General features: G+C 44.7%; 21 protein-coding genes. 8 read left to right on the top strand and 13 right to left on the bottom strand.

Translation table 11 applies throughout. The features are described 5' to 3' along the window. The 13 genes from GXO76_08270 to GXO76_08330 all read right to left on the bottom strand — a co-directional run. Window positions 1–1,050 (bottom strand): NADH-quinone oxidoreductase subunit N (locus GXO76_08270; GenBank protein NOY77849.1); only part of this gene is annotated, 1,050 nt, incomplete at its 3' end. 27 nt (window positions 1,051–1,077) lie between these two features. Next, complete coding sequence (locus tag GXO76_08275) at window positions 1,078–2,577, bottom strand: NADH-quinone oxidoreductase subunit M (protein NOY77850.1); 1,500 nt, start codon at window positions 2,575–2,577, stop codon at window positions 1,078–1,080. Between the two features lie 37 nt (window positions 2,578–2,614). After that, window positions 2,615–4,660 carry an NADH-quinone oxidoreductase subunit L gene (gene nuoL, locus GXO76_08280; protein NOY77851.1) on the bottom strand — a complete coding sequence of 682 codons (2,046 nt, stop codon included), beginning with the start codon at window positions 4,658–4,660 and terminating at the stop codon, window positions 2,615–2,617. Between the two features lie 18 nt (window positions 4,661–4,678). Further along, on the bottom strand, window positions 4,679–4,984 hold the full coding sequence (nuoK, locus tag GXO76_08285; GenBank protein ID NOY77852.1) for an NADH-quinone oxidoreductase subunit NuoK: 306 nt from the start codon (window positions 4,982–4,984) through the stop codon (window positions 4,679–4,681). Further along, complete coding sequence (locus tag GXO76_08290; GenBank protein NOY77853.1) at window positions 4,981–5,484, bottom strand: NADH-quinone oxidoreductase subunit J; 504 nt, start codon at window positions 5,482–5,484, stop codon at window positions 4,981–4,983. Before GXO76_08290 ends, nuoK begins: the two co-directional genes overlap by 4 nt. Window positions 5,485–5,510: 26 nt before the next feature. Beyond that, a complete protein-coding gene (locus GXO76_08295) occupies window positions 5,511–6,083 on the bottom strand; it encodes an NADH-quinone oxidoreductase subunit I (GenBank protein ID NOY77854.1) in 573 nt (190 codons plus the stop codon). Window positions 6,084–6,101: 18 nt separating this feature from the next. Then, window positions 6,102–7,151: an NADH-quinone oxidoreductase subunit NuoH gene (gene nuoH / locus GXO76_08300; GenBank protein ID NOY77855.1), complete on the bottom strand. Its 1,050-nt coding sequence runs from the start codon at window positions 7,149–7,151 to the stop codon at window positions 6,102–6,104. A gap of 51 nt (window positions 7,152–7,202) precedes the next feature. Further along, window positions 7,203–8,366 (bottom strand): NADH-quinone oxidoreductase subunit D, encoded by a 1,164-nt coding sequence (locus GXO76_08305; protein ID NOY77856.1) that lies wholly within the window; start codon window positions 8,364–8,366, stop codon window positions 7,203–7,205. Further along, window positions 8,353–8,859, bottom strand: coding sequence for an NADH-quinone oxidoreductase subunit C (locus GXO76_08310; GenBank protein NOY77857.1), 507 nt, complete (start codon window positions 8,857–8,859; stop codon window positions 8,353–8,355). The genes GXO76_08305 and GXO76_08310 overlap by 14 nt, the downstream gene beginning before the upstream one ends. A 23-nt stretch (window positions 8,860–8,882) precedes the next feature. Beyond that, a complete protein-coding gene (locus GXO76_08315) occupies window positions 8,883–9,350 on the bottom strand; it encodes an NADH-quinone oxidoreductase subunit B (GenBank protein ID NOY77858.1) in 468 nt (155 codons plus the stop codon). A gap of 2 nt (window positions 9,351–9,352) precedes the next feature. Beyond that, window positions 9,353–9,751, bottom strand: coding sequence for an NAD(P)H-quinone oxidoreductase subunit 3 (gene ndhC / locus GXO76_08320; protein NOY77859.1), 399 nt, complete (start codon window positions 9,749–9,751; stop codon window positions 9,353–9,355). A 151-nt stretch (window positions 9,752–9,902) separates the two neighbouring features. Continuing rightward, window positions 9,903–11,321 (bottom strand): sodium:solute symporter family protein, encoded by a 1,419-nt coding sequence (locus tag GXO76_08325; GenBank protein NOY77860.1) that lies wholly within the window; start codon window positions 11,319–11,321, stop codon window positions 9,903–9,905. Continuing rightward, window positions 11,311–11,985, bottom strand: a complete 675-nt coding sequence (locus tag GXO76_08330) for a thiamine diphosphokinase (GenBank protein NOY77861.1) — start codon at window positions 11,983–11,985, stop codon at window positions 11,311–11,313. Before GXO76_08330 ends, GXO76_08325 begins: the two co-directional genes overlap by 11 nt. 281 nt (window positions 11,986–12,266) lie before the next feature. Here GXO76_08330 and GXO76_08335 point away from each other — a divergent pair, with 281 nt between their 5' ends. From GXO76_08335 to GXO76_08370, 8 genes are all read left to right on the top strand, one after another. Continuing rightward, on the top strand, window positions 12,267–12,461 hold the full coding sequence (locus tag GXO76_08335) for a hypothetical protein (protein NOY77862.1): 195 nt from the start codon (window positions 12,267–12,269) through the stop codon (window positions 12,459–12,461). 299 nt (window positions 12,462–12,760) lie between these two features. Continuing rightward, window positions 12,761–13,657 carry a DUF3078 domain-containing protein gene (locus GXO76_08340; protein NOY77863.1) on the top strand — a complete coding sequence of 299 codons (897 nt, stop codon included), beginning with the start codon at window positions 12,761–12,763 and terminating at the stop codon, window positions 13,655–13,657. Between the two features lie 324 nt (window positions 13,658–13,981). Further along, complete coding sequence (locus GXO76_08345) at window positions 13,982–14,887, top strand: 3-hydroxybutyryl-CoA dehydrogenase (GenBank protein NOY77864.1); 906 nt, start codon at window positions 13,982–13,984, stop codon at window positions 14,885–14,887. Window positions 14,888–14,929: 42 nt separating this feature from the next. After that, window positions 14,930–16,141 (top strand): acetate kinase, encoded by a 1,212-nt coding sequence (locus GXO76_08350; GenBank protein ID NOY77865.1) that lies wholly within the window; start codon window positions 14,930–14,932, stop codon window positions 16,139–16,141. 159 nt (window positions 16,142–16,300) lie between these two features. After that, the gene (rfbB, locus tag GXO76_08355; GenBank protein NOY77866.1) at window positions 16,301–17,305 is read left to right on the top strand and encodes a dTDP-glucose 4,6-dehydratase; all 1,005 of its coding nucleotides are present in this window, start codon (window positions 16,301–16,303) and stop codon (window positions 17,303–17,305) included. A 14-nt stretch (window positions 17,306–17,319) separates the two neighbouring features. Next, a complete protein-coding gene (locus tag GXO76_08360) occupies window positions 17,320–18,657 on the top strand; it encodes a nucleotide sugar dehydrogenase (protein ID NOY77867.1) in 1,338 nt (445 codons plus the stop codon). Between the two features lie 6 nt (window positions 18,658–18,663). Then, on the top strand, window positions 18,664–19,917 hold the full coding sequence (locus tag GXO76_08365) for a hypothetical protein (GenBank protein ID NOY77868.1): 1,254 nt from the start codon (window positions 18,664–18,666) through the stop codon (window positions 19,915–19,917). Window positions 19,918–19,935: 18 nt separating this feature from the next. Beyond that, on the top strand, window positions 19,936–21,111 hold the full coding sequence (locus tag GXO76_08370; protein NOY77869.1) for a hypothetical protein: 1,176 nt from the start codon (window positions 19,936–19,938) through the stop codon (window positions 21,109–21,111). The last annotated feature ends 544 nt before the right edge of the window (window positions 21,112–21,655 follow it).

Raw genomic sequence — 21,655 nt, forward strand, 5'->3', positions numbered from 1 at the left:
ATAAAAAGCACCGAAATTCATAAAAAGATAAACAATCATGTAAAACATGACCGCAATGATGCCCTCTTTGTTAAATACCACCAGGGCCATCAGCATATACCCGACGTGGGCAATGGCCGAATATCCTAACATGCGCTTTATATTTTTTTGCTTGAGTGCGGACAGATTTCCCAGAGTCATTGTGGCCACGGCCAACGCAGCCAGAAGCAAGGGTGCCTTGATCGGGATATTCTGAATGAAAAAGACGTTTGAGGAAGTAGCGGGATGAGCGACCACCGTCACCAGAAATCGGATAAACAAGGCCAATCCGGCTGCCTTTGGTCCGACGGAAAAGAAAGCGGCAATGGGGGTGGGAGCGCCTTCGTAAACATCGGGTACCCAAAAATGGAAAGGGACCATTGCTATCTTGTATCCGAGGCCTGCCAGAACCATGATAAAGGCAACAAAAAGCGGCAATGCCTGCGGTTGATTGACCAAAATGGTTTGCTGAATGCTGAAAAGATTTAGGTTCCCGCTGATTCCGTAAATATATGAAAAACCAAAGGCCATTATGGCCGTGCTGGTGGCTCCGTAAAGCATATATTTCAAAGAGGCTTCATTTGATTTCAGATCATTTTTATTGAAGCCGGCGAGTACATAGGAAATCAATCCGACCATTTCCATCGAGATAATAATCATCAAAAGATTATTCACTTCCGACATCAAAAACATGCCGAGTGTTACAACCAGAAGGAGAACATAATATTCCGCCTTGAAACGAAAGGATGACAGGGAAAAGAGAATGGTAATCAGTGTGGAAAAAGCCGTAATGATTTTGAAGAAAATAGCGAAATCATCCAAAACAATCATGCCTTTAAAAAGTGATGCAGGCGGGTAATTGTATTGGTGAAAGACCAGGATCAGAACAATGACCATTGTAACGGCCGAAAGATAGGCGGGAATGTTCTTCTTTTCTCTTTTAAGGGAGAGATCTGCAATAATAATGAACAGAATGGCAACCGTTAGAAACAGTTCCGGGATAAAATATTGAAGACTATTTAAATTACTCATAAATCGAGTTCCCATTTCCCTTTGTGTTTATGGAATAAGCCTGATTAAGTGATTTAATGAAACCTTCAACATATTTAAGATAGGAAGTGGATAAATTCCAAAAAATATGGTTAACATGCCCAGTGGGACAAGGGTAAACAATTCCCGCCCGTTAATATCGCGGATATGCTCGTATTTGGGATTTAATTTACCCAGAAATACGCGTTGGATGGTCCACAAAATGTAACTGGCCGTTACAATAATGCCAAGAGCCGCAATGATGGTCAAGGTGCGATAAACGGCAAACGATCCGATAAATACGGTCAGTTCGGCGATAAAACCGGTCATGCCGGGCAGACCCATTGCAGCAAAAAAGGCCAGACTGGCAATACCTGTGTAAACGGGCATTTTAACAGCAAGTCCGCCGAATCCGTTGATTTCCCGATGGTGAGCTCTGTCGTAAATTACACCCACAATAAGAAATAGCATGGCCGTAATAATGCCGTGGCTAAACATTTGAAATACGGCGCCGTTAATTCCGGCAGAAGTAAATACAGCCATCCCCAACAAAACAAAGCCCATGTGTGAAACGCTTGAATAGGCAACCAATTTTTTCAGGTCGCTTTGGGCCATGGCTACAAATGCTCCATACAGGATGTTAATCACACCAAAAATAGCCAAAACATAGGAGGTGTATTTTGCAATATCGGGAAAAATCGGGTAGCTGATACGCAGGATGCCATAGGTTCCCATTTTCAGCAGGATACCGGCCAAAATAACACTGACGGCGGTCGGAGCTTCCACGTGTGCATCGGGAAGCCATGTGTGAAACGGGAATATTGGGACCTTAATGGCGAAACCGATTAAGAGCGCGATATATAACCAGAGTCTTACGTCAAACTTCGACAGCCAGGTTGAATGGTTCCCCTGATGCATCATGTTCAGCATATTGAATGTATGAGCGCCGGTAGCAGGATCTTTGACATTAAAATACAGCGCCAGCATCACCACCAGCATGAGCACAGACCCCGCCAGGGTGTATATAAAGAACTTGATGGCTGCATATTCTCTGCGCGGGCCGCCCCAGATGCCGATCAGGAAGTACATTGGGAGAAGCATCAATTCCCAGAATACATAGAACAAAAAGAAATCCAGTGAGACAAACACACCCATCATAGAGGTGGCCAGCAGCAAAAACAGGGCAAAGTATCCTTTCTGGGACTTGGCGATATTCCAGGAGGCCACAATGCCGATGAAACTCAGCAGCGTTGTCAGCCACAGCATCGGAAAGCTTAGCCCGTCAACGCCCACGAAATACTCGATGTGGAATGCGGGAATCCAGGCAAAATGTTCCACAAACTGAAATTGGCTTTCCTTATCAATCCCTATCATGCTGTAATTGTAATGCAGCCACATATACGATGTGATCACAAGTGGCACAAACGTAGCAATTACAGAAACAATCTTAATTGCCGTCAAATTCTTTTTGGGAATAAAAAGAATTATCGCCATACCAATGATCGGGAAAAAGGTAGCAAGACTAATCAAACCCATAATAACATCTCCCAAAAAATAGTCATGAAAATTAGATCATTGTCAGAATAATAATCAAAACAGTTCCTAAAAGAGCACCAAGAATGTAATTCTGGATCTGGCCAGTTTGTACTCTTCGAACACTCTTGCCCACTATGAGTGTCAGATTGGCCACACCATTTACAAGTCCATCTACAACATATTTGTCGAACAACCCGTCAAAAGCCGTAAATACGCGCAGCATCGTTCCCATAAAATTTACGATGCTGTCAATAATGTGCTGATCAAACCAGGCCAGAATGCTGTTCCAAAGCAGCAGGCCTTTTACAAATGTGGCATTATAAAATTCATCAATATAATATTTGTTTAAAGACAGCTCATACAACGGCCGAATGCTGTTGGTGACTTTTTCAACATTGATGAACTTCCAGAAGTAAAATGCAAATGCCAGAAAAAGCCCGGACAGAGCGAATATAATTGAAATAATAACGCCGTTTGCGTGAGCGGCATGTTCGGCGTGAGCCGTAATCAGGTACACGGGATGCCCCAATTGAACAGCGACAGCCGAAACAGGCTTTTGAACCAGATGCATGAGCCACCCGTTTTCGGCGCCCATAAAATTAAGGGACGGAAGCGTAAAAATAAAGTACAGACATAAAAATGCCAGAACCATCATGGGTCCGGTCATTGTAAGGGGACTTTCGTGTATGTATTGGTAGATTTTTTCGTTCTGCGGCTTTCCGTAGAATGTTTTGATAATTAAGCGGAACATATAAAATGCGGTAATGATAGCCGCGGCAAATCCGAAAATCGGCAATAAATAAAGAATGGGATTGGATTGGCTTATCGCGAAAGCCAGTGTTCCGCCCAGAATGGCGTCTTTGCTCAGGAACCCTGAGAAGAAGGGGATTCCGGATATGGCAAGAGAATAGATGACGAATGTCCAGTGTGTAATGGGCATTTTGTTTTTAAAACCGCCCATATTGCGAATATCATTGGGATCGCCCTCGATGCCGTTTTTTTCCATTGAATGGTGAACGGCATGAATGACGGAACCGGAGCCCAGGAACAGACCCGATTTAAACATCGCGTGCGTAATCAGATGAAAGAAGCCTGCCGTGTAGGCGCCGACTCCCATGGCCATAATCATATAGCCCAACTGGCTTATCGTGGAATAGGCCAGCACCCGCTTAATGTCATTTTGTGTGATCGCGATTGTGGCTGCAAAAAGGGCCGTAAAACCACCGACAAACGCCACGACCAGCATTGCGTGATAGGTCAGCATGAAATTCAGGCGGGCCATTAAGTAGACGCCGGCAGCAACCATGGTGGCCGCATGGATCAAGGCGCTCACAGGTGTGGGACCCTCCATGGCATCGGGCAACCATACGTGCAAGGGAAATTGAGCGGATTTTCCGACAGCACCTGCAAACAGCAAAATACCGGCCGCAGTCAGCCAACCGCCGCTCAAAAGTCCGTGGCTAACCGCCTGATGAATATCAACCAGATTGAAGGTGCCCAGGGCACTGAATACAATTAACAGGCCAATTAAAAATCCGAAATCGCCCACGCGATTGGTAATAAACGCCTTTTTGCCCGCATTGGCAGCGCTGTCTTTTGTGAAATAGAAACCAATCAGCAAATAGGAACAAATCCCGACCAATTCCCACGAAACGTATATTCCAAAGAGGTTATCCCATAAAACAAGGCCCAGCATGGAAAAACTAAACAGGGAAAGGTAGGCATAAAATCGGTTATATAAAGGATCTCCTTTCATATAGCCGATCGAATAGACATGGACCAAAAAACTTACCGTGGATACCATGGCAACCATAATCACGGCCAGGTTGTCCAGATAAATCCCCATATCCAGTTTAAAGCTGCCCAGATTAATCCAGTGTACGCTTGCGTGAAGGGCAAAATTGGGATCATAATTCAGAAGAACCCGATAAAGCAATGTTAATGACAAAATAAATGACAGGCCTATGGCACCGATCGACACCCAATCCCCTTTTCGCGGCAGGCGCTTACCGATCAGAATGTTTATAACAAAAGCTGCCAGGGGCAGCAGCCAGATGAATAATGCTGTTTGGATCATATATTCCTCAAATAGGAATTAGTTGTTCATTTCATCTACTTTTGTAACATCAACCGTTATTCTATCGCGATAGAGCACGAGAATAATTGCCAGAGCAACAGCGGCCTCCGAGGCCGCCAGAATAATAATAAAAACAGCCACCAGTTGTCCGTTGATCGACGAGTCCACATATTTTGCAAAAGCAATAAAGTTCAGATTAACCGAATTCAACAGAAGTTCCACCCCCATGAGTATCCCGATTGCATTCTTTTTGTAAAGGATGGTAATGACGCCCAATGTGAATACGATGGCGCTAATGATCAGAAAGGAAGAGAGTTGTATCATTTTTGTTGATCCTCCGCACGCGCAAGGTACATGGCTCCGATAAGAGCGCCCAATAGAAGAATAGAAATCACTTCAAAGGGCAATAAATAGGTTGTCAGAATTTCTTTTCCTATCGTGCTGGTCGTGGGCATAAAGGCTTTTTGAACAAGTCGGATCCAGGGGGAACGCGAAATAATGAGTGCCAAAATTGCGGCAATCCCGAAGCCTCCGATCAAACTGGGCAGGAGTGAATTATGGGCCGTTTTTTTGGCCGTATCATAAATTCCGTGTGTCATCATAATTCCGAACAAAATGAGGATCAGAATCCCGCCCACGTAGATCATAATTTGGGCCACTGCCAAAAAATCGGCACTGAGATAAACATAAAGCGCTGCGAAACCAATAAGCGTGGCCAGCAATGCGAAAGCAGAGTAGATGATTTTATTCGAAAATGCCACAATTCCTGCAGAAATCACCGTAAAAAAGGCGATAAAGAGAAACAATATTTCGCTGGCTTCCATGATGTTAAAATCTCCGAAAAATAGGTTCAGCTTTTTGCCGTATTTGAATCAGGTTTTTTACTATTCGATGCTGCCGCATTTAGCCGGGCAGCCTTTGCTTTTGCCAGAGCTTCTTTCTCCTGTTGTTCACGCTGCCGCAGGGCTTCTATTTGTTCCGGTGTGTATTTGGCAAAATGAATTAACAGATCCTCGCGATTGTAGGTCGCAAAGTCGTATTCCGGCGTCATATAAATACATTCCGTGGGACAGGGGAATACACAATCGGCACAATAGCAGCAGAGTGACATATCGATATCAAACTTTACGACATGGAGGCGTTTTTTTTGCCCGTTGGATGTTGTACCCAGGTCTTCATCTTTGCCGGCCTTGATGGTTTCGATCGTGATACAATCAACCGGGCAGGCCCGGGCACATTGCATACAGCCAATGCAATCATCAATATTCACAAATAGTTTTTGGCGCGAACGAGGTGGAAGCTCTCTTTTGACATGCGGATATTGTATGGTAACGGCACGGACAAAAAGATGCCGAAACGTAACGCCCAGACCAATCAAAATCGTAACAATTGCCTGATAAATGTTCTTGAAATAGTTTTTCATAAAACCCTGCTAACTTGTTTATAGAACTTTCCAGAATGCAATAATCAAGATCAACGCAAATGAAAAGGGTGTAAGCACTTTCCACGACGTATACATCAACTGATCCACGCGCAAACGAGGCAACGTCCACCGAAACCACATTTGTACAAAGACCAGAATAAAGGCTTTGCCCAGAAACCAGAAAACACCGGGGATAAACGACAGAAAGCCAAAAATCGGTTGCCAGCCTCCCAGAAAGACCACTGTGGAAATGGCTGAAACAACAAACATATTGCCGTATTCAGCCAGCTGGAAGAAGGCCCACCGCATGCCGGAATATTCCGTATGAAACCCGGCTACCAGTTCCGATTCCGCTTCCGGCAGGTCGAAGGGGGTCCGATTGACTTCGGCCAGAGAAGCGATAAAATAAATAATAAAGGCGATAAAAGCGAATGGAAAATAATGGAAAACATTCCAGGAAAACAATGTTCCGGCCTGCTGCCGCACAATCTCCTGCATGTCGAGTGTGCCGGAAATGAGAATAACGGCGATCAGCGAGAGCGAGATGGGGATTTCATAAGAGATAATCTGAGCGGCCGAACGCATGGCTCCGTATAAAGACCATTTGTTGTTTGATGCCCAGCCCCCCATGATAATCCCGATGACCCCCAACGAGGAAACGGAAAGAACATAAAATAATCCGACATTGAGATCGGCAGGAATAAATTTTCTGCTCCAGGGAATAACGGCAAATGTGCCCATTGTTGCTGAAAACACGATATACGGGGCAATTTTAAATAAGAACTTATCCGCTTTTTCCGGGACAATATCTTCCTTGATGAGCAGTTTGATGGTATCCGCAATGGTCTGTGCCCAGCCGTGCCATCCGCCCACTTCCATTGGTCCCAACCGATCCTGCATGTGGCCGGAAACCTTGCGTTCTAACCAGATACCCACAATGGCAAATAACGCAATGAAAGCAAAAATAAGAGCGGCCAGAACAACGCCGACCAGTGTGATCACCACCCAGGACGGCCAATTAGCCAGTCCGGGAATCAATTTTAAAAAAAATCCGAGACTTGGAACCATAGTGTCCTCAATTATCTCCGTAGATTTTTATGCCGTATTATTCGCTTTTTATCACCTGTCAATTTCGCCCAGAACAATATCCAGGCTGCCAATAATGGCCACCAAATCAGCAAGCATCACTCCCGGCGCGATAGCGGGCAGGATGCTCAGATTGGAATATGCCGGAGACCGAACCTTTACCCGATTGGCGGTTTTGCCGCCGGTTGAAATGATGTAATATCCCAATTCCCCGCGCGGGGATTCCGTATGCATATAATATTCGCCGGGAGGAACCTTAATCGTACGGGGCACCGTTTCTTTAGCATCACCCTCAGGCAGGGCTTCGCACGCCTGACGAATAATTTTGACCGATTCGTACATTTCGGCCACGCGGACCCAGTAGCGATCCCATGCATCGCCGACGGTCCCCATTTCTCCCTTACCCGTACAAATATTGAATTCAAAGCGATCGTAAACAGAATAGGGGTCCGCCTTCCGCAAATCATAGGGCACGCCGCTGCCGCGGAGGCAGGGCCCGCTCACGCCGTAATTAATGGCCAGGTCCGCAGGGATGACACCCACATTTGCCGTTCGATCAATAAAGATTTTATTAAAGGTCAGAATATCATTGTATTCTTTAATTTTGGGTTCAAAATAGTCACAGAATTGCAGCACCTTATCGCGCCAGCCCTCCGGTGCATCGTACGCCACACCGCCAACCCAGATATAATTGTACAGCAGGCGGGCGCCACAAATCTCTTCAAAAAGATCAAGAATCCGTTCCCGATCACGAAAGGTGTACAGAAAGGGGGTAAATGCACCAATGTCCAGCCCGTAGGTTCCCAGTGCAATTAAATGACTGGCAATACGATTGAGTTCAGCTGTGATGACGCGGAGATACTCAGCCCGCTCATTGACCTGGAGATTCATCATGCGTTCCAGGCCGATTACATAGCCCAGATTATTATTCATGGAAGCAATGTAATCCAAACGGTCAGTAAAAGGAATGACCTGATGCCAGGTCACATTTTCGGCATGCTTTTCAAAACAGCGGTGCAGGTAGCCGATGCGGGGGTCAGCAGCCTTTATGATTTCTCCATCGGTCCGTAAAATAACCTGCAATACACCGTGTGTGCTGGGGTGTTGCGGGCCCATACTCAGGACCATTTCATCGGTTTTTAACTTATCCGGTATCTCCAGTTCAAACTGTGCAGGCGGTAAATTACTTTTGTTCATTCGTATCCTTTTTCATATTCGGATGTACAATGGGAATTCCATTAAACGATTCTGGCATTTCGTAATCCTTACGAAGCGGATAACCTACCCAATCTTCCGGCAGAAGAAGCCTTCGCAAATTGGGATGATTCAAGAATAGGATGCCAAACAAATCATACGCTTCTCGCTCATGCCAATCCGCTGTCCGCCATAAATCGGCGACAGAAGGAATTTCAGGCGTTTCTCTTGAAACCTCGACCTTTAAAACAATTTTATGTTGATGTTTCATCGAATACAAATGATAGACGGTTCCCAAAAGATCGCCATAATCGACGCCGGAAAGACTCATCAGATAATCAAAATCCAGATCATCTTCATCTCGCAAGAACTGACAGACGTCATAAAAAGAGTCGGGACTAATCTTTAAATAAGGCTGCAAAACGGAATCATTAAATTCCAAAACAGCCCCTTTGAATGTTTCATTTACCCGATTATAGATTTCCTGAGCGTTCATTTTAATTCTTTCGTTCGGCCTTTTTATTGATTTTTGATCTTTTCTTTCAGCTTAATAAGTCCATCGATGAGGGCCTCCGGGCGCGGCGGGCAGCCCGGCACATAAACATCAACGGGGACAATTTGATCTACCCCTTTCAGAACGTGATATCCGTACCGCCAGTACGGTCCGCCGTAATTCGAGCAGCTTCCCATGGAAATGACGTATTTGGGTTCGGCCATTTGTTCGTACAGGCGGCGCAGCATAGGCGCCATTTTAATGGTCACCGTTCCCGCCACAATCATCACATCCGCTTGCCGGGGACTGTTGCGGAAAAACATTCCGAATCGATCCAGATCATAGTGAGAAGCCCCTGTGGCCATCATTTCAATGGCACAACACGCCAATCCAAAGCCCAGAGCCCACGGAGAACCCTGACGACTCCAGTTGAACAGGTCATTCAATTTAGCAAAAAAGATGTTGCCCTCATTTTTGAGGTCAAACCACGCCATAACTATGCTCCTTTTTTCTTTGGCAGATAGGCCAGGTGGGGTTTGGGCTTCACCCAGGTCAGATCCCCTTTAGCCCATACATAAGCCAAACCCACCAGAAGAATAATAATAAAAATCAACATTTCGATGAAGGCAAGCAGTTTCATTGAGTTGAAAACAACTGCCCAGGGAAATAAAAAGAGTATTTCTACATCAAAAATTATAAAAATCAGGGCAATAATGTAAAACCGGTTGTTAAATCGAATCCACGAGCCCCCCACGGGAATTTCACCGCATTCATAGGGAATATACTTCTCCGGATAGGATTTCCGGATTTGCAAGATGCGGGAAACAACCAGAGTTACTCCGACAATCAAAAAAGCTGTCAGGAAAAACAATAAAACAATATAAAAAGCGCTCATATTTTTCATTGCTCCATAGCATCGATTGCTTTAAAAGCGTTCGCTTGATGAAATTTAAAACAGCTCACACATTTTAATGAATCCTTTTCAATTATGCAAGTAAAAAAACAAGATTTTTGAAAAGATGCCATTTTTTTTGAATCGGACACTTTCATGATGTCATATTTTTATTCGGTGCAGAGACCCCGGCCAGCCAGAATGCAAAAGAAATGGCCAGTCCCGGATAAATGGGCTCAATGCCAAAAGGGTAAGAAGGCCATCCGCCTATTGAATGAAAGAGGCCCATTCCCAGCCAGCCCGCTGATGCCAATCCGGAAAGAGCCATTTGCCGGGTCACAAATTTGGGGCTGATTTTGAGAGCGGGGAAAAAACTTGTCCAGAGGGGAAAAAACAGCACAGGGATCCCCAGGGAACCAATCAGGTACCAGATGGCCACTACCGACTGAAGCCAGTAAGCAATCCCAAAAGAGATAAGCGTGGTTACAATCAGTCCCCACCGTGTGGCCTGGGTGAGCGATTCGAGCTGAAGCCGTCCGGTGAGGCGGCCGTAAAAATCCCGGCCAAGGGTAATGGCCGAGAGGAAGGTGTAGCTGTCCAGCGTGGACATGATGGTTGCCAGAAGTCCGACGACAAAAAATCCCTTCAGCAGGGTGGGTAAAACGGCGTTTCCCAGAACGGGGTAAGCCAGAAGCGGGTTAATGCCGGGAAAGCCGACGCGGGCATAGAAACCGGCGGTAAGCGTCATCATATCAAATACAAACCAAAAGGCGATGGAGATCAGAATCCCGTTACGGGCCGTTTTGGGAGACGTAGCCGCCGAGCAGCGCTGGTAAAAGCTGGGATCCACAATCGTCCAGAGGGCAATGAACCCCCAGGCCAGTATTTGTTGCATTGAAAAATAGCCGGTAGGTTTGAGGTGGTCAGGTGGGAGCTGTGACAAAATATGGGCAGGGGAACCCAGATGCAGCCACGCAAAGGGCAAAACTGTGGCAAATCCCAGAAACATCAAAAAAAACTGGAAAACATCGGTTTTAACTACGGAATACAAGCCTCCGAAAAGGACGTACACCACGGAAAGAAGTGTTCCCAGCAAAATAGCAAGCCACAGGGGCCAACCGAGAAACAGGTTCAATAAAACGCCAACCATCAGCACATAGGGCGCAGGTGTGACCATAAGAAAGGCGACCAGTGCCCCCAAAACTCCCGCGGGCTTGCCGTAGGAATCGTAAAGTTGATCAGGAAGCGTAAACTGAATATTCGTACGGATTTTTCCCGCCAGAAAAAGAGCATAAATAGCAGCAAAAAAATAATAAAAGAGTCCCTGGGTAATCCAACTGATTATTCCGTACCGGTACACAAACTCTCCGATTCCCAGAATGCCCCCATAAAAGGTGGAAACGAGTGTGGCGATGAAAGGGATTAGAGACAGCCGCCGGCCGGCAATTAAAAAATCTTCGTTGGTTTTTTCTTTTCGGCGGGCGTGGAATATACCCAGAATCAGCACAAGAATAAAATACCCGCCTACAATTCCCCAATCGGCCGGAGCCAGTGTAAAAACGTTAGTCGGCATCGCGGTGTCTTAAAAATAGAAATACGTCACCGGACCGAATGGAAATGGTCACGCGGGTCTGAATGGCAGCATTGCTTACCCCGCGTCCCCCGAAGGTGAGCGTGGCATTATCAAGGGCGAATTTGGCGCCGGTGAGGCTGACGCCATTAGCCGATTGGAGGGCAATAAGTGAAAACAGCTGGCCGGGAGTTGTTTGAAAAGAGGTGCGGCCGCGAAGAACACGAATCGTGAATTGCGTGTCCACAAAACGGATGGCGGCTTTACGGCTGTAGGATTGGAGAATGCCCAGGTTGGCAATTTCGTGATCCAGACGCCTGCCTGTCGCGCCAAAAACCGTGATATCGTCTGCACCGAGTTCCAGGCAAAAATCGAGTGCTTTCTCCAGATCGGTGTGGTTTTGATCGGTTTTACGGATAATTTGAACTCCGGGAAATGATTGAAGAGCATCGGAAGCCACAGAATCCAGGTCGCCCACAATGTAATGGGGAGTCAGGTCTGACTTTTTCAGATAATTGGCGCCTCCATCCGCAGCCACAATAAGAGGAGACCCGGCCAAAAGAGGGGTTACCGTCTTCATGTCGGGCGGTTGACCATTGGCAAAGACGAGGACAGGCGTTGATTTCACCAAAAGAGTCCCTTCCAAAATTTGAGAATAGTTGACCAATCAAATGAACGTTTTAAATTTCTTTGCGGCTTTGTATCCCGGCGGTTATGCGTTATCGGGTTGATCGGGAATGACCACAAAAAGATATAAATTTTTCGTATTGCACGCAAGAAAAATCGGGGAACCCACCGCCTCATTCCGAGAATGGGCTGTGATAGGTAAGAATTCTATCCAGAAATTTCTGAACCAGAAGGGGTCGTTCCAATAAAGACTATCAAAATTAAACAGGAAGAGCCGATAATATAGGTGGTGTGCAGATGACGTGAATCCAGGGTTGATATATGGACTACAAGGAATTTATCCACAAAATAATTGTTCCCAAATATGGGCCGCAGCCTGCGCGGTTCAAAGATTGGGACAAGGGGGCCCTAAGAGAGTTCTACATTTCCTTTTTGCGATCGCGGGTTGATGAGGATACATCCTCTCGTCAGCTTGAAGAAATCATACGGCTCATTGAAGAACAAATCTCCTGTTAAATCTTGTCGTTTATTCGAAAGAGACTTTTGTGAATGCTCATTAAATGAATTCTATCGGACGTTACCGAATCTATCGTCTGACGCGATTTATAAATAACGTTTCTTTGACGGCACCCGCTTGCAAACGATTCCTTCCATAATTTCCATTTCTTTGCGAAAAAGGCTTTCCTGAAATAAAAAAAGTCCCGAAATTTTGTTGATTATTTATGAGATACGTTTTATATTAGTGTAACTTTTTTTTCTTGCATTAGTAAGCAAACATTCAGGATACCGGAACAACTTTAAAGACTCAGGCAAACGTGCGCATTCTTAATCAGATCAAAAACCACCCGGCTCTAATTGTTTTATTTGCAGTTCTTTTTATTTTACCTGATGGCATTCAAGCGTCTGTCATGTTTCCTCTGCCGGTGCCTTCGCCACCCGAAATTTTCGGACTACGAAAGAAATTTGAAATCCGGTTGGCCGCTTCTCAGGTATCGTATACCAATTGGGCGGCAGGCGGAGAGAATGCCCTGTCGTATTCTTCTTACATTAATAGCGGGATTATTAAAAACACGAAGCTTTACAATCTTCAAATTCAGGGAAAGTTTGCTTTTGGACAAACAAAAATCGGGCATGAGCATGTCCGAAATTCCCTGGACAAGATTGAAATTGAAGCGTCTGGGACTCTTAAGAAACAGAAATTTCTGAATCCCTTTGTTTCCTTTCAACTGCTCACCCAATTCACAACAGGCTACGACTATTCAAAAACGCCGCCTGTGCCGAAATCCGGTTTTTGGGATCCTGCCTTTTTAACACAGAGCATGGGAAGCGGTGTAAAATTTACCGATTATTTGTCTACCCGAATGGGACTGGCTCTGAAGGAAACCTTTACCAGACTTTATCCCCGCTACAGCGACAATCCGAAAACAAAAAACGTGGTTGAACATCTGAAAGTGGAACGCGGGTTAAATTCCCAAACGAACCTGAAACTGCAATTTAACAAGAATGTCAACATGGTTTCAAAGCTTCAATTGTTCTACAATATGAGGCGGCTAAAAGATGTGGATTGGCGCTTTGAAAGCCAGATCAATTCAAAATTGGCCCGGTATTTTTCCGTAAATTTCAATGTGTATCTGATGTACGATCGGGATATTACAACCCGAACTCAGATCAAACAAACCCTCTCTATGGGATTTACCTATAATTTTTTCTGACATCAGCCATCAATTTGCTTCAATAAAAACCGTTGTCCATCTGCTTTATATGATTGTTTCCGATGCCAATTTCCAGTGAATATCTCTTCTGTGCGCCGTTCAAAGTGAATTCAACGGGTAAACTTTTTTATCTTTATTGCATTGTTACAAAAAAATAATTTCCTTTTCAAATTATTTTTAATATATTTTTAGGTGATTTTTTGAATGCACCACAACATTGGGTCATGATACAGGGTATGGTCCGGAATTTTGGGAGTGGTGTTCCCATGGTTTTTCAATTGATGAAATAAATAAGAGACTTTCGAGGATCGAGGAGAATCGAAGATGCCGATAAAACGAGTAGGAATTATTGGCGGCGGAACAATGGGACGCGGAATTGCACAGACCGTTGCTGCCAAGGGAATTGATGTTTATCTGGTGGAGATCAATCAAAAAGCTCTGGAAGAGGCCATCAAGGGAATTGAGCAGAACATTGATGCCGAAATTGCGAAGTGGGGCATGACAGAAAGCGACAAGCGGGCCATTCTGGCGCGGATTCACGGAACCACTCAGCTGGACGAGTTGAAACGGCGAAAAGTTGATTTGATTATCGAGGCCGTTCCGGAAGAAATGGCTGTTAAGAAAAGGGTGCTGGGCGAGATTGATAAAACGTGTGCCCGGGATATTTTATTCATCACGAATACAGCGACGCTGAGCATTACGGAAATTGCGGCAGATTTGAGGCGAAAAGACCGCCTGATCGGGATGCACTTTTTAAATCCGGTGCCTAAAACCGCTTTGGTCGAAATTGTGCGCGGATTGTCCACATCGGACCAGACATTTGCGGAGGCCAAGAATTTTGCTCAGGAAATCGGGAAAACCCCGGTCGAAGTGTTCGAATATCCCGGCTACATTACGGCCCGGGTCATTGTTCCCTTCCTAAATGAAGCCATGTATGTGTTGATGGAAGGGGTGGCTTCTGCAGATGACATCGATACGGCCATGCGCCTGGGATTTAATTTTGGAATTGGCCCGCTCACCCTAATTGACCAAATTGGGTTGGATGAATTGCTGCTCTGGATGGAATCGCTTTTCCGCGAATTGGGTGAGCTGAAATATCGTCCCTGTCCGCTATTGAGAAAATTGGTGCGAGCCGGCTACTTGGGAAAGAAGACGGGCAAGGGAATTTTTGAGTACGATGAGCACGGGCAAAAAATACCCGGGAAATCTTCGGTCCTTATCCGGCATTAATAAATGAATTAACGCTGTGGAATAGATTTCGGGAGTATCGATATGAAAATAATGGTTTTGAATTGCGGAAGTTCTTCCGTTAAATACCAGCTCATTGATTCGGAAAAAGAACATGCACTGGCCACCGGTGCGGTTGAACGAATTGGAATGAGCGGCGCCTCGCTAAAACAATCCCGCTTCGACGGAGACAAGCTGCATTATGTGGGTGAGATTCTGGATCACACCATGGCCATTGAGAATGTTCTGGCGGTTTTAATGTCGCGGAATCACGGTGTGATCAAAGATCGAAAAGAAATTGACGCCGTGGGGCACCGGGTGGTACACGGGGGCGAGAAATTTAAAGAATCCGTTCTGATTACACCGGAAGTGATGGAAACGATTAAGGATTGTATTGATCTGGCGCCGTTGCATAATCCGCACAATATTAAGGGTATTCAGGCCGCTCAAAGGCTCTTGCCCGGCATTCCGCAGGTGGCCGTTTTCGACACGGCCTTTCACCAGAAAATGCCTCCCCATGCGTTCATGTACGCTTTACCGTATTCTCTTTACCGGAAATACAGCATCCGCCGGTATGGTTTTCACGGAACATCGCACCGTTACGTATCCCGTGTGGCAGCGGAAATGATCGGCAAGCCGTATGACCAATTGCGAATCATTACCGCCCATCTGGGCAACGGATGCAGTATGGCCGCTATTCAGAATGGAAATTCAATCGACACCTCCATGGGATTTACACCCGTTGAAGGATTGGTGATGGGAACTCGCTCCGGGGACATCGACCCGGCCATTATTTTGCACGTTATGGGGCAGGAAGAACTGACGCTGGCCCAGGCCAATACGCTTCTTAACAAACACAGCGGGTTATGGGGAATTTCCGGCATTTCCAGTGATGCCAGAGAAATTATTGAGGAAGCCGAAAATGATAACAAACGGGCGCAGTTGGCTCTGGATGTAATGACCTATCGGATCAAGAAATACATCGGCGCTTACACCGCCGCCATGGGTGGATTGGATGTGCTGGTTTTTACGGCCGGAATTGGTGAAAACTCACCCGTCGTTCGGGAGATGGCCTGTAAGGGGTTGGAACTTATGGGATTGAAAATTGATCCCGATAAGAATAAACAGGCCATAAAAAAGAAAATGGAGATCAGCACAAACGATTCCAAAGCCAAAGTTTACGTGATCCCGACAAATGAAGAATTGGTGATTGCACGGGATACGCGGGATATTGTGCTGGCAACAAAAAACCATTAATCCCTTTGGATAAAAAAGACTTGATTTTTAATAGTATTATGATGTAAATTAAAACCTTAATTATTCGCTTGATTGGGAAAACGCGTGGTGTTTATATGCAATACCAATCAAATATGAATTTGTTGGCTGGTCAATCGCCTGAAGGAGGTTTTTCCGTTTATGAAACGTTTTTTGGTTACCGGGGGAGCGGGCTTTATTGGAAGTAATTTTATTCACTATCTGTTGGAAAAATATCCGGATGTTGAAATTACCAATATCGATAAACTAACCTACGCTGGAAATCTGGATAACCTGAAAGACATCGAAAAGGATTCGCGCTACCGATTTGTAAAGGGGGACATCTGCGATGCAGAAACAGTTGAACCCCTGGTAGAAAAAAGTGACATCGTGGTAAATTTTGCCGCCGAAAGCCATGTGGATCGCTCCATCGGCCGACCGGACGACTTCATCCAGACCGATGTTTTTGGGACCTTTGTTCTTCTGGAAGCCGCCCGCAAATTTGGCATTGAAAAATTTATCCAGATTAGTACCGACGAGGTGTACGGAAGCACACTGGGTGAATCGTTCAAAGAGACCGATCCGCTCATGCCCTCCAGTCCGTATTCGGCCAGTAAAGCCGGCGCCGACCGGCTGGCCTATTCCTATTTTGTGACGTACGATCTACCGGTTCTGATTACCCGCTGTTCCAATAATTTTGGACCGTACCAGTACCCCGAAAAACTCATTCCGCTTTTTGTAACCAACGCCATGGAAAACAAAAAGCTTCCGATTTACGGCGATGGTAAAAATGTGCGGGATTGGATTTATGTGGAAGATCACTGTGCTGCCATCGATCTGGTGCTGCAAAAAGGACAACTGGGGGAGGTTTACAATATCGGGGCCGGAAACGAAAAAAATAATCTGGAAATTACCGACTATATTCTCAAAAAGTTGGAAAAACCCAAAGACCTGATGGTTTTTGTGGACGACCGGCTGGGGCACGACCGCCGTTACTCGCTGAACTGGGACAAAATAAAACAGTTGGGGTGGGAGCCGTCAATTTCCTTTGAGGAAGCCATGGATAAAACCATTGATTGGTACGTCCAGAACCGCTGGTGGTGGGAAAAATTGAAAAACGGGGCCTATCTTGAATTCTACAAAGCTCACTATAAAATCGACGACTGAAAGGGGTCAGGGAAATGGATCTTAAGGAAAAATTGAACAAAAAGGAAGCCAAAATCGGCATTATTGGGTTGGGATATGTCGGGCTTCCGCTGGCAACAGATTTTGCCGATCATGGATTTCAGGTATTGGGCATCGACAACGATCCCGCAAAAGTGGAACTTCTCAACAAGGGGCAAAATTATATTGCGGATGTCAGCGATCAAAAATTAAAAAGAGTAGTTGATAAAGGGCTTTTCAAGGCAACCACCAGCTACGATCAGGTGGGGGAACTGGATGCCATGTTTATCTGCGTTCCCACACCCTTTAACCGAAATAAGGAACCGGATGTCTCGTATATTGTCGATGCCACCAATGGAATCAAACCCAATCTGCGTAAGGGGCAGGTGGTTATTTTGAAGAGCACCACATTCCCCGAAACCACGGAAAAAGTGGTTCAGCCCATTCTGGAAGAAACGGGATTAAAGGTGGGTGAAGATTTCTATCTCGCGTTTTCTCCAGAACGCATCGACCCGGGGCGAACCGATTTTAATACCGAGAATACGCCCATTGTTCTGGGAGGCGTGACCCCCCGATGTACCGAAATGGCCAAAGCCGTTATTGGGCAGGTCACCAAACACATTCATGTGGTTTCTTCTCCCAAGGCGGCTGAAATGACCAAACTTCTGGAAAACATCTTCCGCAGTGTGAATATTGCTCTGGTGAATGAACTGGCCACGCTTTGCGACCGAATGGGCAACATCGATATGTGGGAGGTAATTGATGCCGCAGCCACCAAGCCCTTCGGTTTTATGCCGTTTTATCCGGGACCAGGAATCGGCGGCCATTGTATTCTGGTGGATCCGTATTACCTCTCCTGGAAGGCCCGGGAATTTGATTTTCACACGAATTTTATTGAACTGGCCGCGGAAACCAATGAAAGTATGCCCTACTATGTGTACGGTCTGATTATTCACGCCTTGAGTGAACACGGCGTTCCGCTGACCAATGCCAAGGTGTTGCTCCTGGGCGCGGCATTTAAAAAAGATGTTAATGATACGCGGAATTCTCCGGCCCTGAAGATTTTTGAAATCCTCGAAAGCAAGGGCATGAATTACGTAATGTACAATGATCCGTATGTGCCGGAGCTGAAAATGAATGGCAAAACCTACCATTCTCAGGAATTAACGGCCGATTTATTGGGGTTGGTGGATTGCGTGGTGATTGCAACCGACCACTCCGGTTACGATTATGATTTTATTGTTGAACATGCCAAATTGGTAGTGGATACCCGAAACGCCACGAAGCACGTTAAAAACGGGCGTGAAAAAATCGTCCGTTTGGGAAGCGGCCGTGTTTTGGGCGATGGAGAATAATAATCGATGATGACCCAAAAATTCACATCTTTAGCAGGAGTGTCTTTTTTGCTGGGGTTTTTTGTTTTTCCGTCTTTGGGTCTGTCCCAGATAACGCCTCAGCAAAAACAAGAGAAAAGTGCCTTTCAGCAAACCCAGCAAGTGCCTGAAAAAAGCAAAGAGGAGCTCTCCTTTCAGGAAGTTCAGCTCAAATTGATGGAACAGGCGTTTGAGAAAGCCGTGGATCCGAAAACCTATATCGTTGGCCCCGGCGATGTTTTTTCGATTGTGATTTGGGGCGATATTCAAAAGGGGTTCCAGCTTCCGGTAACAGCCGAAGGGCGATTGATCATCCCGACGCTCGGTTCGTTACAGGTGGCTGACAAAACACTTGAAGATGTGAAAAAAATTGTGAGGCAAGCGGGTATTAGGAAATATAAAAAGGCCAAAGTATCTGCTTACCTGATGGGCGTTCGCAAAATCCGGGTCCATGTGGTAGGGCAGGTCACCCAGCCCGGCACGTATGTAGCCACCCCGCTGGACCGGGTATCAGATGTCATTGCACGAGCGGGAAACATTGCTCCATTTGCGCTGCTTTCTGATATTGAGATTATTCATAGTTCAGGCAAACGAGATACCGTCGATTATAACAAATTTCAAAAATATGGCGACATTAAATCCAATCCTTGTTTGCAGGGCGGGGATATCGTTTTTATCCCGGCGATCAATAAAAACACGCCAACCGTAACGGTTGTTGGAACCACCAATAACCCCGGATTATTTCCTATTGATGCAAATGAAACACTGGCTCATTTTTTTTCTCGAAATAATAAGGTTGTAAATTTATTGAATTTTCAAAAGATATTTATTATTCAACGGGATGGGAAAAAGCGGATTATTCAGTTTCCCTCCCCTGAATTCAATATGTATCAACTCAAAAATGGGGATATGATCAAAATTGCAAAAATTCGAAATGTGGTTTATGTAAAAGGTGCTGTAAGAAATCCGGGGGAATATCCGTATTCACCCAATTTCACTGCTTCTGATTATGCAGGCATGGCAGGCGCAATGGAGAAATCAGCCAGTTTAAATTCGATCAAGGTTTTTCACAGGGCAACCAACAAAATTGAAAAGGGTGAAAATGTTATTCCTCAACCAGGTGATGTTGTGGAATTGCCTGTTACACTTCGGGAAAGAATTATTAACTATTTCCAGATTGCATCGCAGATAGCGTCGGTAATTATTGCTATTGCGGCTGTGAGAAATACTCAAGTTAAGTAATGAGGAAGTTGGATTTCTATGAAAAAAGCTTCAATGGATTTTCTTGATATTTTGCTTATAACCAGAAAAAGGATTAAAAGTCTTTTTTTGGTTTTTTTTATAACAGCCATATTATCAATTCTTGTTAGCCTGCTCTTACCGAAGTGGTATCGGGCCACGGCCACAATAATGCCTCCACAAGCCACAAGTCAACTCAATACGATTTCGAGTCTGGTTTCCAATTTGGGAGTTGGCGGTGTGGAGCTTTTTGGGGGGGCCAGTGGAGAGTCCTTAACCTATATTGCTATTTTACAAAGTAAAACCGTTTTTAATAAGATTATTAAAAAGTTTAATTTGATTAAAATTTATAAAGTGGATAATTTAGAGGAGGCCAGAAAAAAGTTAAGAGACAATGCGGAAATAAAAATCGATGATGAGGGGACGATTTCAGTCAGTATTTTGGAAAGGAATCCCCAATTGGCAGCCGATATCGCTAATGCCTTTTGTGCCTACCTGGATTCGGTTCATGTGAAACTAAATGTTGAAAAGGCTCGGAATAACCGGATCTTTTTGGAAAAGCGGTTAAATCAGGAAAATGAGATTTTGAATAAGGCAGAAGAAAAACTCAAGGATTTCCAGGAGAAATATAACGCCATCGAATTAACAGAGCAGACAAAGGCTGAGATCGGAATTATTGCCGATTTGCAATCAAAGATTTACGAAACCGAAATTGAATTACGGATTAAGGAAAACTCCCTGTCCCCAAAGCATCCGGAATTAATAAGACTTCGGTTGCAGTTAAAAGAAATGAAAGAAAAATTGAGTCAGCTAACCCGAGAATCAGGGTTGTCCGATCGTTCAAACCTGTTTATTCCAATGTCGGAATTGCCCGATCTGGGTTTGCAATATGCCAGACTTTTAAGAGATGTCAAGGTTCACAGCAAGATTTCACTGTTTTTAATGCAACAATATGAACAGGCAAAATTCGAAGAGGCCAAAAAGGTGTCTTCGATTCAGATTTTGGATACGGCAACGCCTCCCTTTAAAAAAGCAAAACCCAAAAGGGCGGTTTTTGTGGCAATTATCACGATTATTGTGTTGTCTCTGTATTGGTTTTTCATACTATTTTATGAAAGACTTGACAGCCTGAAAACAACAGACCCTCATCGGTATGAAAAAGTGTCCAAAATATTTCGTTTTAAAAAAAATATGTGAATTCCTACACCTTTTCATATACGCCCTCCATAGGCAATTTTAAAAATGATTGGTGAGGCAATACGTGGTTTGCCCAAAATGGAGCTAATCCAATACCATTGTATTTAAAACATCGAGCAAATAACAAAGCAAAGAATGTTTTGAAGAGTGATTGTCCCAAAATTTTATGAAATCAATTACAACTCGCGGCAGTTCTTTTTACCGACGCAAAAATATTCTATTACCTTTTATCTTTAGCGTTTTTTGCCTATTGTTTTTTACTTTTCTATTTTACCGTTTTGGCTACAAACAATCTTTCATTCTGGTCAGTGCCCTTTTTGCCCTTTTTTTATTCTTTAAATATCCAGAATTGGGATTGGTGCTGTCCGCTTCAACGTATCTTTTTAAGAGATGGGTCGTGCCGCTTGTACCCATTTTCTCGCATATCGATTTTACTGTTTTTGTCTTCTTCTTAACATTTGTTTCAATTGTTTTTTATTTGCTTAAAAACAATTATTTATTCTATCTTAAGTTCAATAATACCGTTGGTAGTTTTTTGGTTTTT

The organism is Calditrichota bacterium (genome assembly GCA_013151735.1).
Classification (GTDB): domain Bacteria; phylum Zhuqueibacterota; class JdFR-76; order JdFR-76; family BMS3Abin05; genus BMS3Abin05.

Coding starts and splice junctions, on each gene's coding strand:
- GXO76_08295 (NOY77854.1), bottom strand. CDS start 6,083: ATGAAAAACTATTTCAAGAACATTTATCAGGCAATTGTTACGATTTTG.
- GXO76_08290 (NOY77853.1), bottom strand. CDS start 5,484: ATGGAAGCCAGCGAAATATTGTTTCTCTTTATCGCCTTTTTTACGGTG.
- rfbB (NOY77866.1), top strand. CDS start 16,301: ATGAAACGTTTTTTGGTTACCGGGGGAGCGGGCTTTATTGGAAGTAAT.
- nuoH (NOY77855.1), bottom strand. CDS start 7,151: ATGGTTCCAAGTCTCGGATTTTTTTTAAAATTGATTCCCGGACTGGCT.
- GXO76_08335 (NOY77862.1), top strand. CDS start 12,267: ATGGACTACAAGGAATTTATCCACAAAATAATTGTTCCCAAATATGGG.
- GXO76_08325 (NOY77860.1), bottom strand. CDS start 11,321: ATGCCGACTAACGTTTTTACACTGGCTCCGGCCGATTGGGGAATTGTA.
- GXO76_08345 (NOY77864.1), top strand. CDS start 13,982: ATGCCGATAAAACGAGTAGGAATTATTGGCGGCGGAACAATGGGACGC.
- GXO76_08370 (NOY77869.1), top strand. CDS start 19,936: ATGAAAAAAGCTTCAATGGATTTTCTTGATATTTTGCTTATAACCAGA.
- GXO76_08315 (NOY77858.1), bottom strand. CDS start 9,350: ATGGCGTGGTTTGACCTCAAAAATGAGGGCAACATCTTTTTTGCTAAA.
- nuoK (NOY77852.1), bottom strand. CDS start 4,984: ATGATACAACTCTCTTCCTTTCTGATCATTAGCGCCATCGTATTCACA.
- GXO76_08310 (NOY77857.1), bottom strand. CDS start 8,859: ATGAACGCTCAGGAAATCTATAATCGGGTAAATGAAACATTCAAAGGG.
- GXO76_08305 (NOY77856.1), bottom strand. CDS start 8,366: ATGAACAAAAGTAATTTACCGCCTGCACAGTTTGAACTGGAGATACCG.
- nuoL (NOY77851.1), bottom strand. CDS start 4,660: ATGATCCAAACAGCATTATTCATCTGGCTGCTGCCCCTGGCAGCTTTT.
- ndhC (NOY77859.1), bottom strand. CDS start 9,751: ATGAGCGCTTTTTATATTGTTTTATTGTTTTTCCTGACAGCTTTTTTG.
- GXO76_08365 (NOY77868.1), top strand. CDS start 18,664: ATGATGACCCAAAAATTCACATCTTTAGCAGGAGTGTCTTTTTTGCTG.
- GXO76_08360 (NOY77867.1), top strand. CDS start 17,320: ATGGATCTTAAGGAAAAATTGAACAAAAAGGAAGCCAAAATCGGCATT.
- GXO76_08350 (NOY77865.1), top strand. CDS start 14,930: ATGAAAATAATGGTTTTGAATTGCGGAAGTTCTTCCGTTAAATACCAG.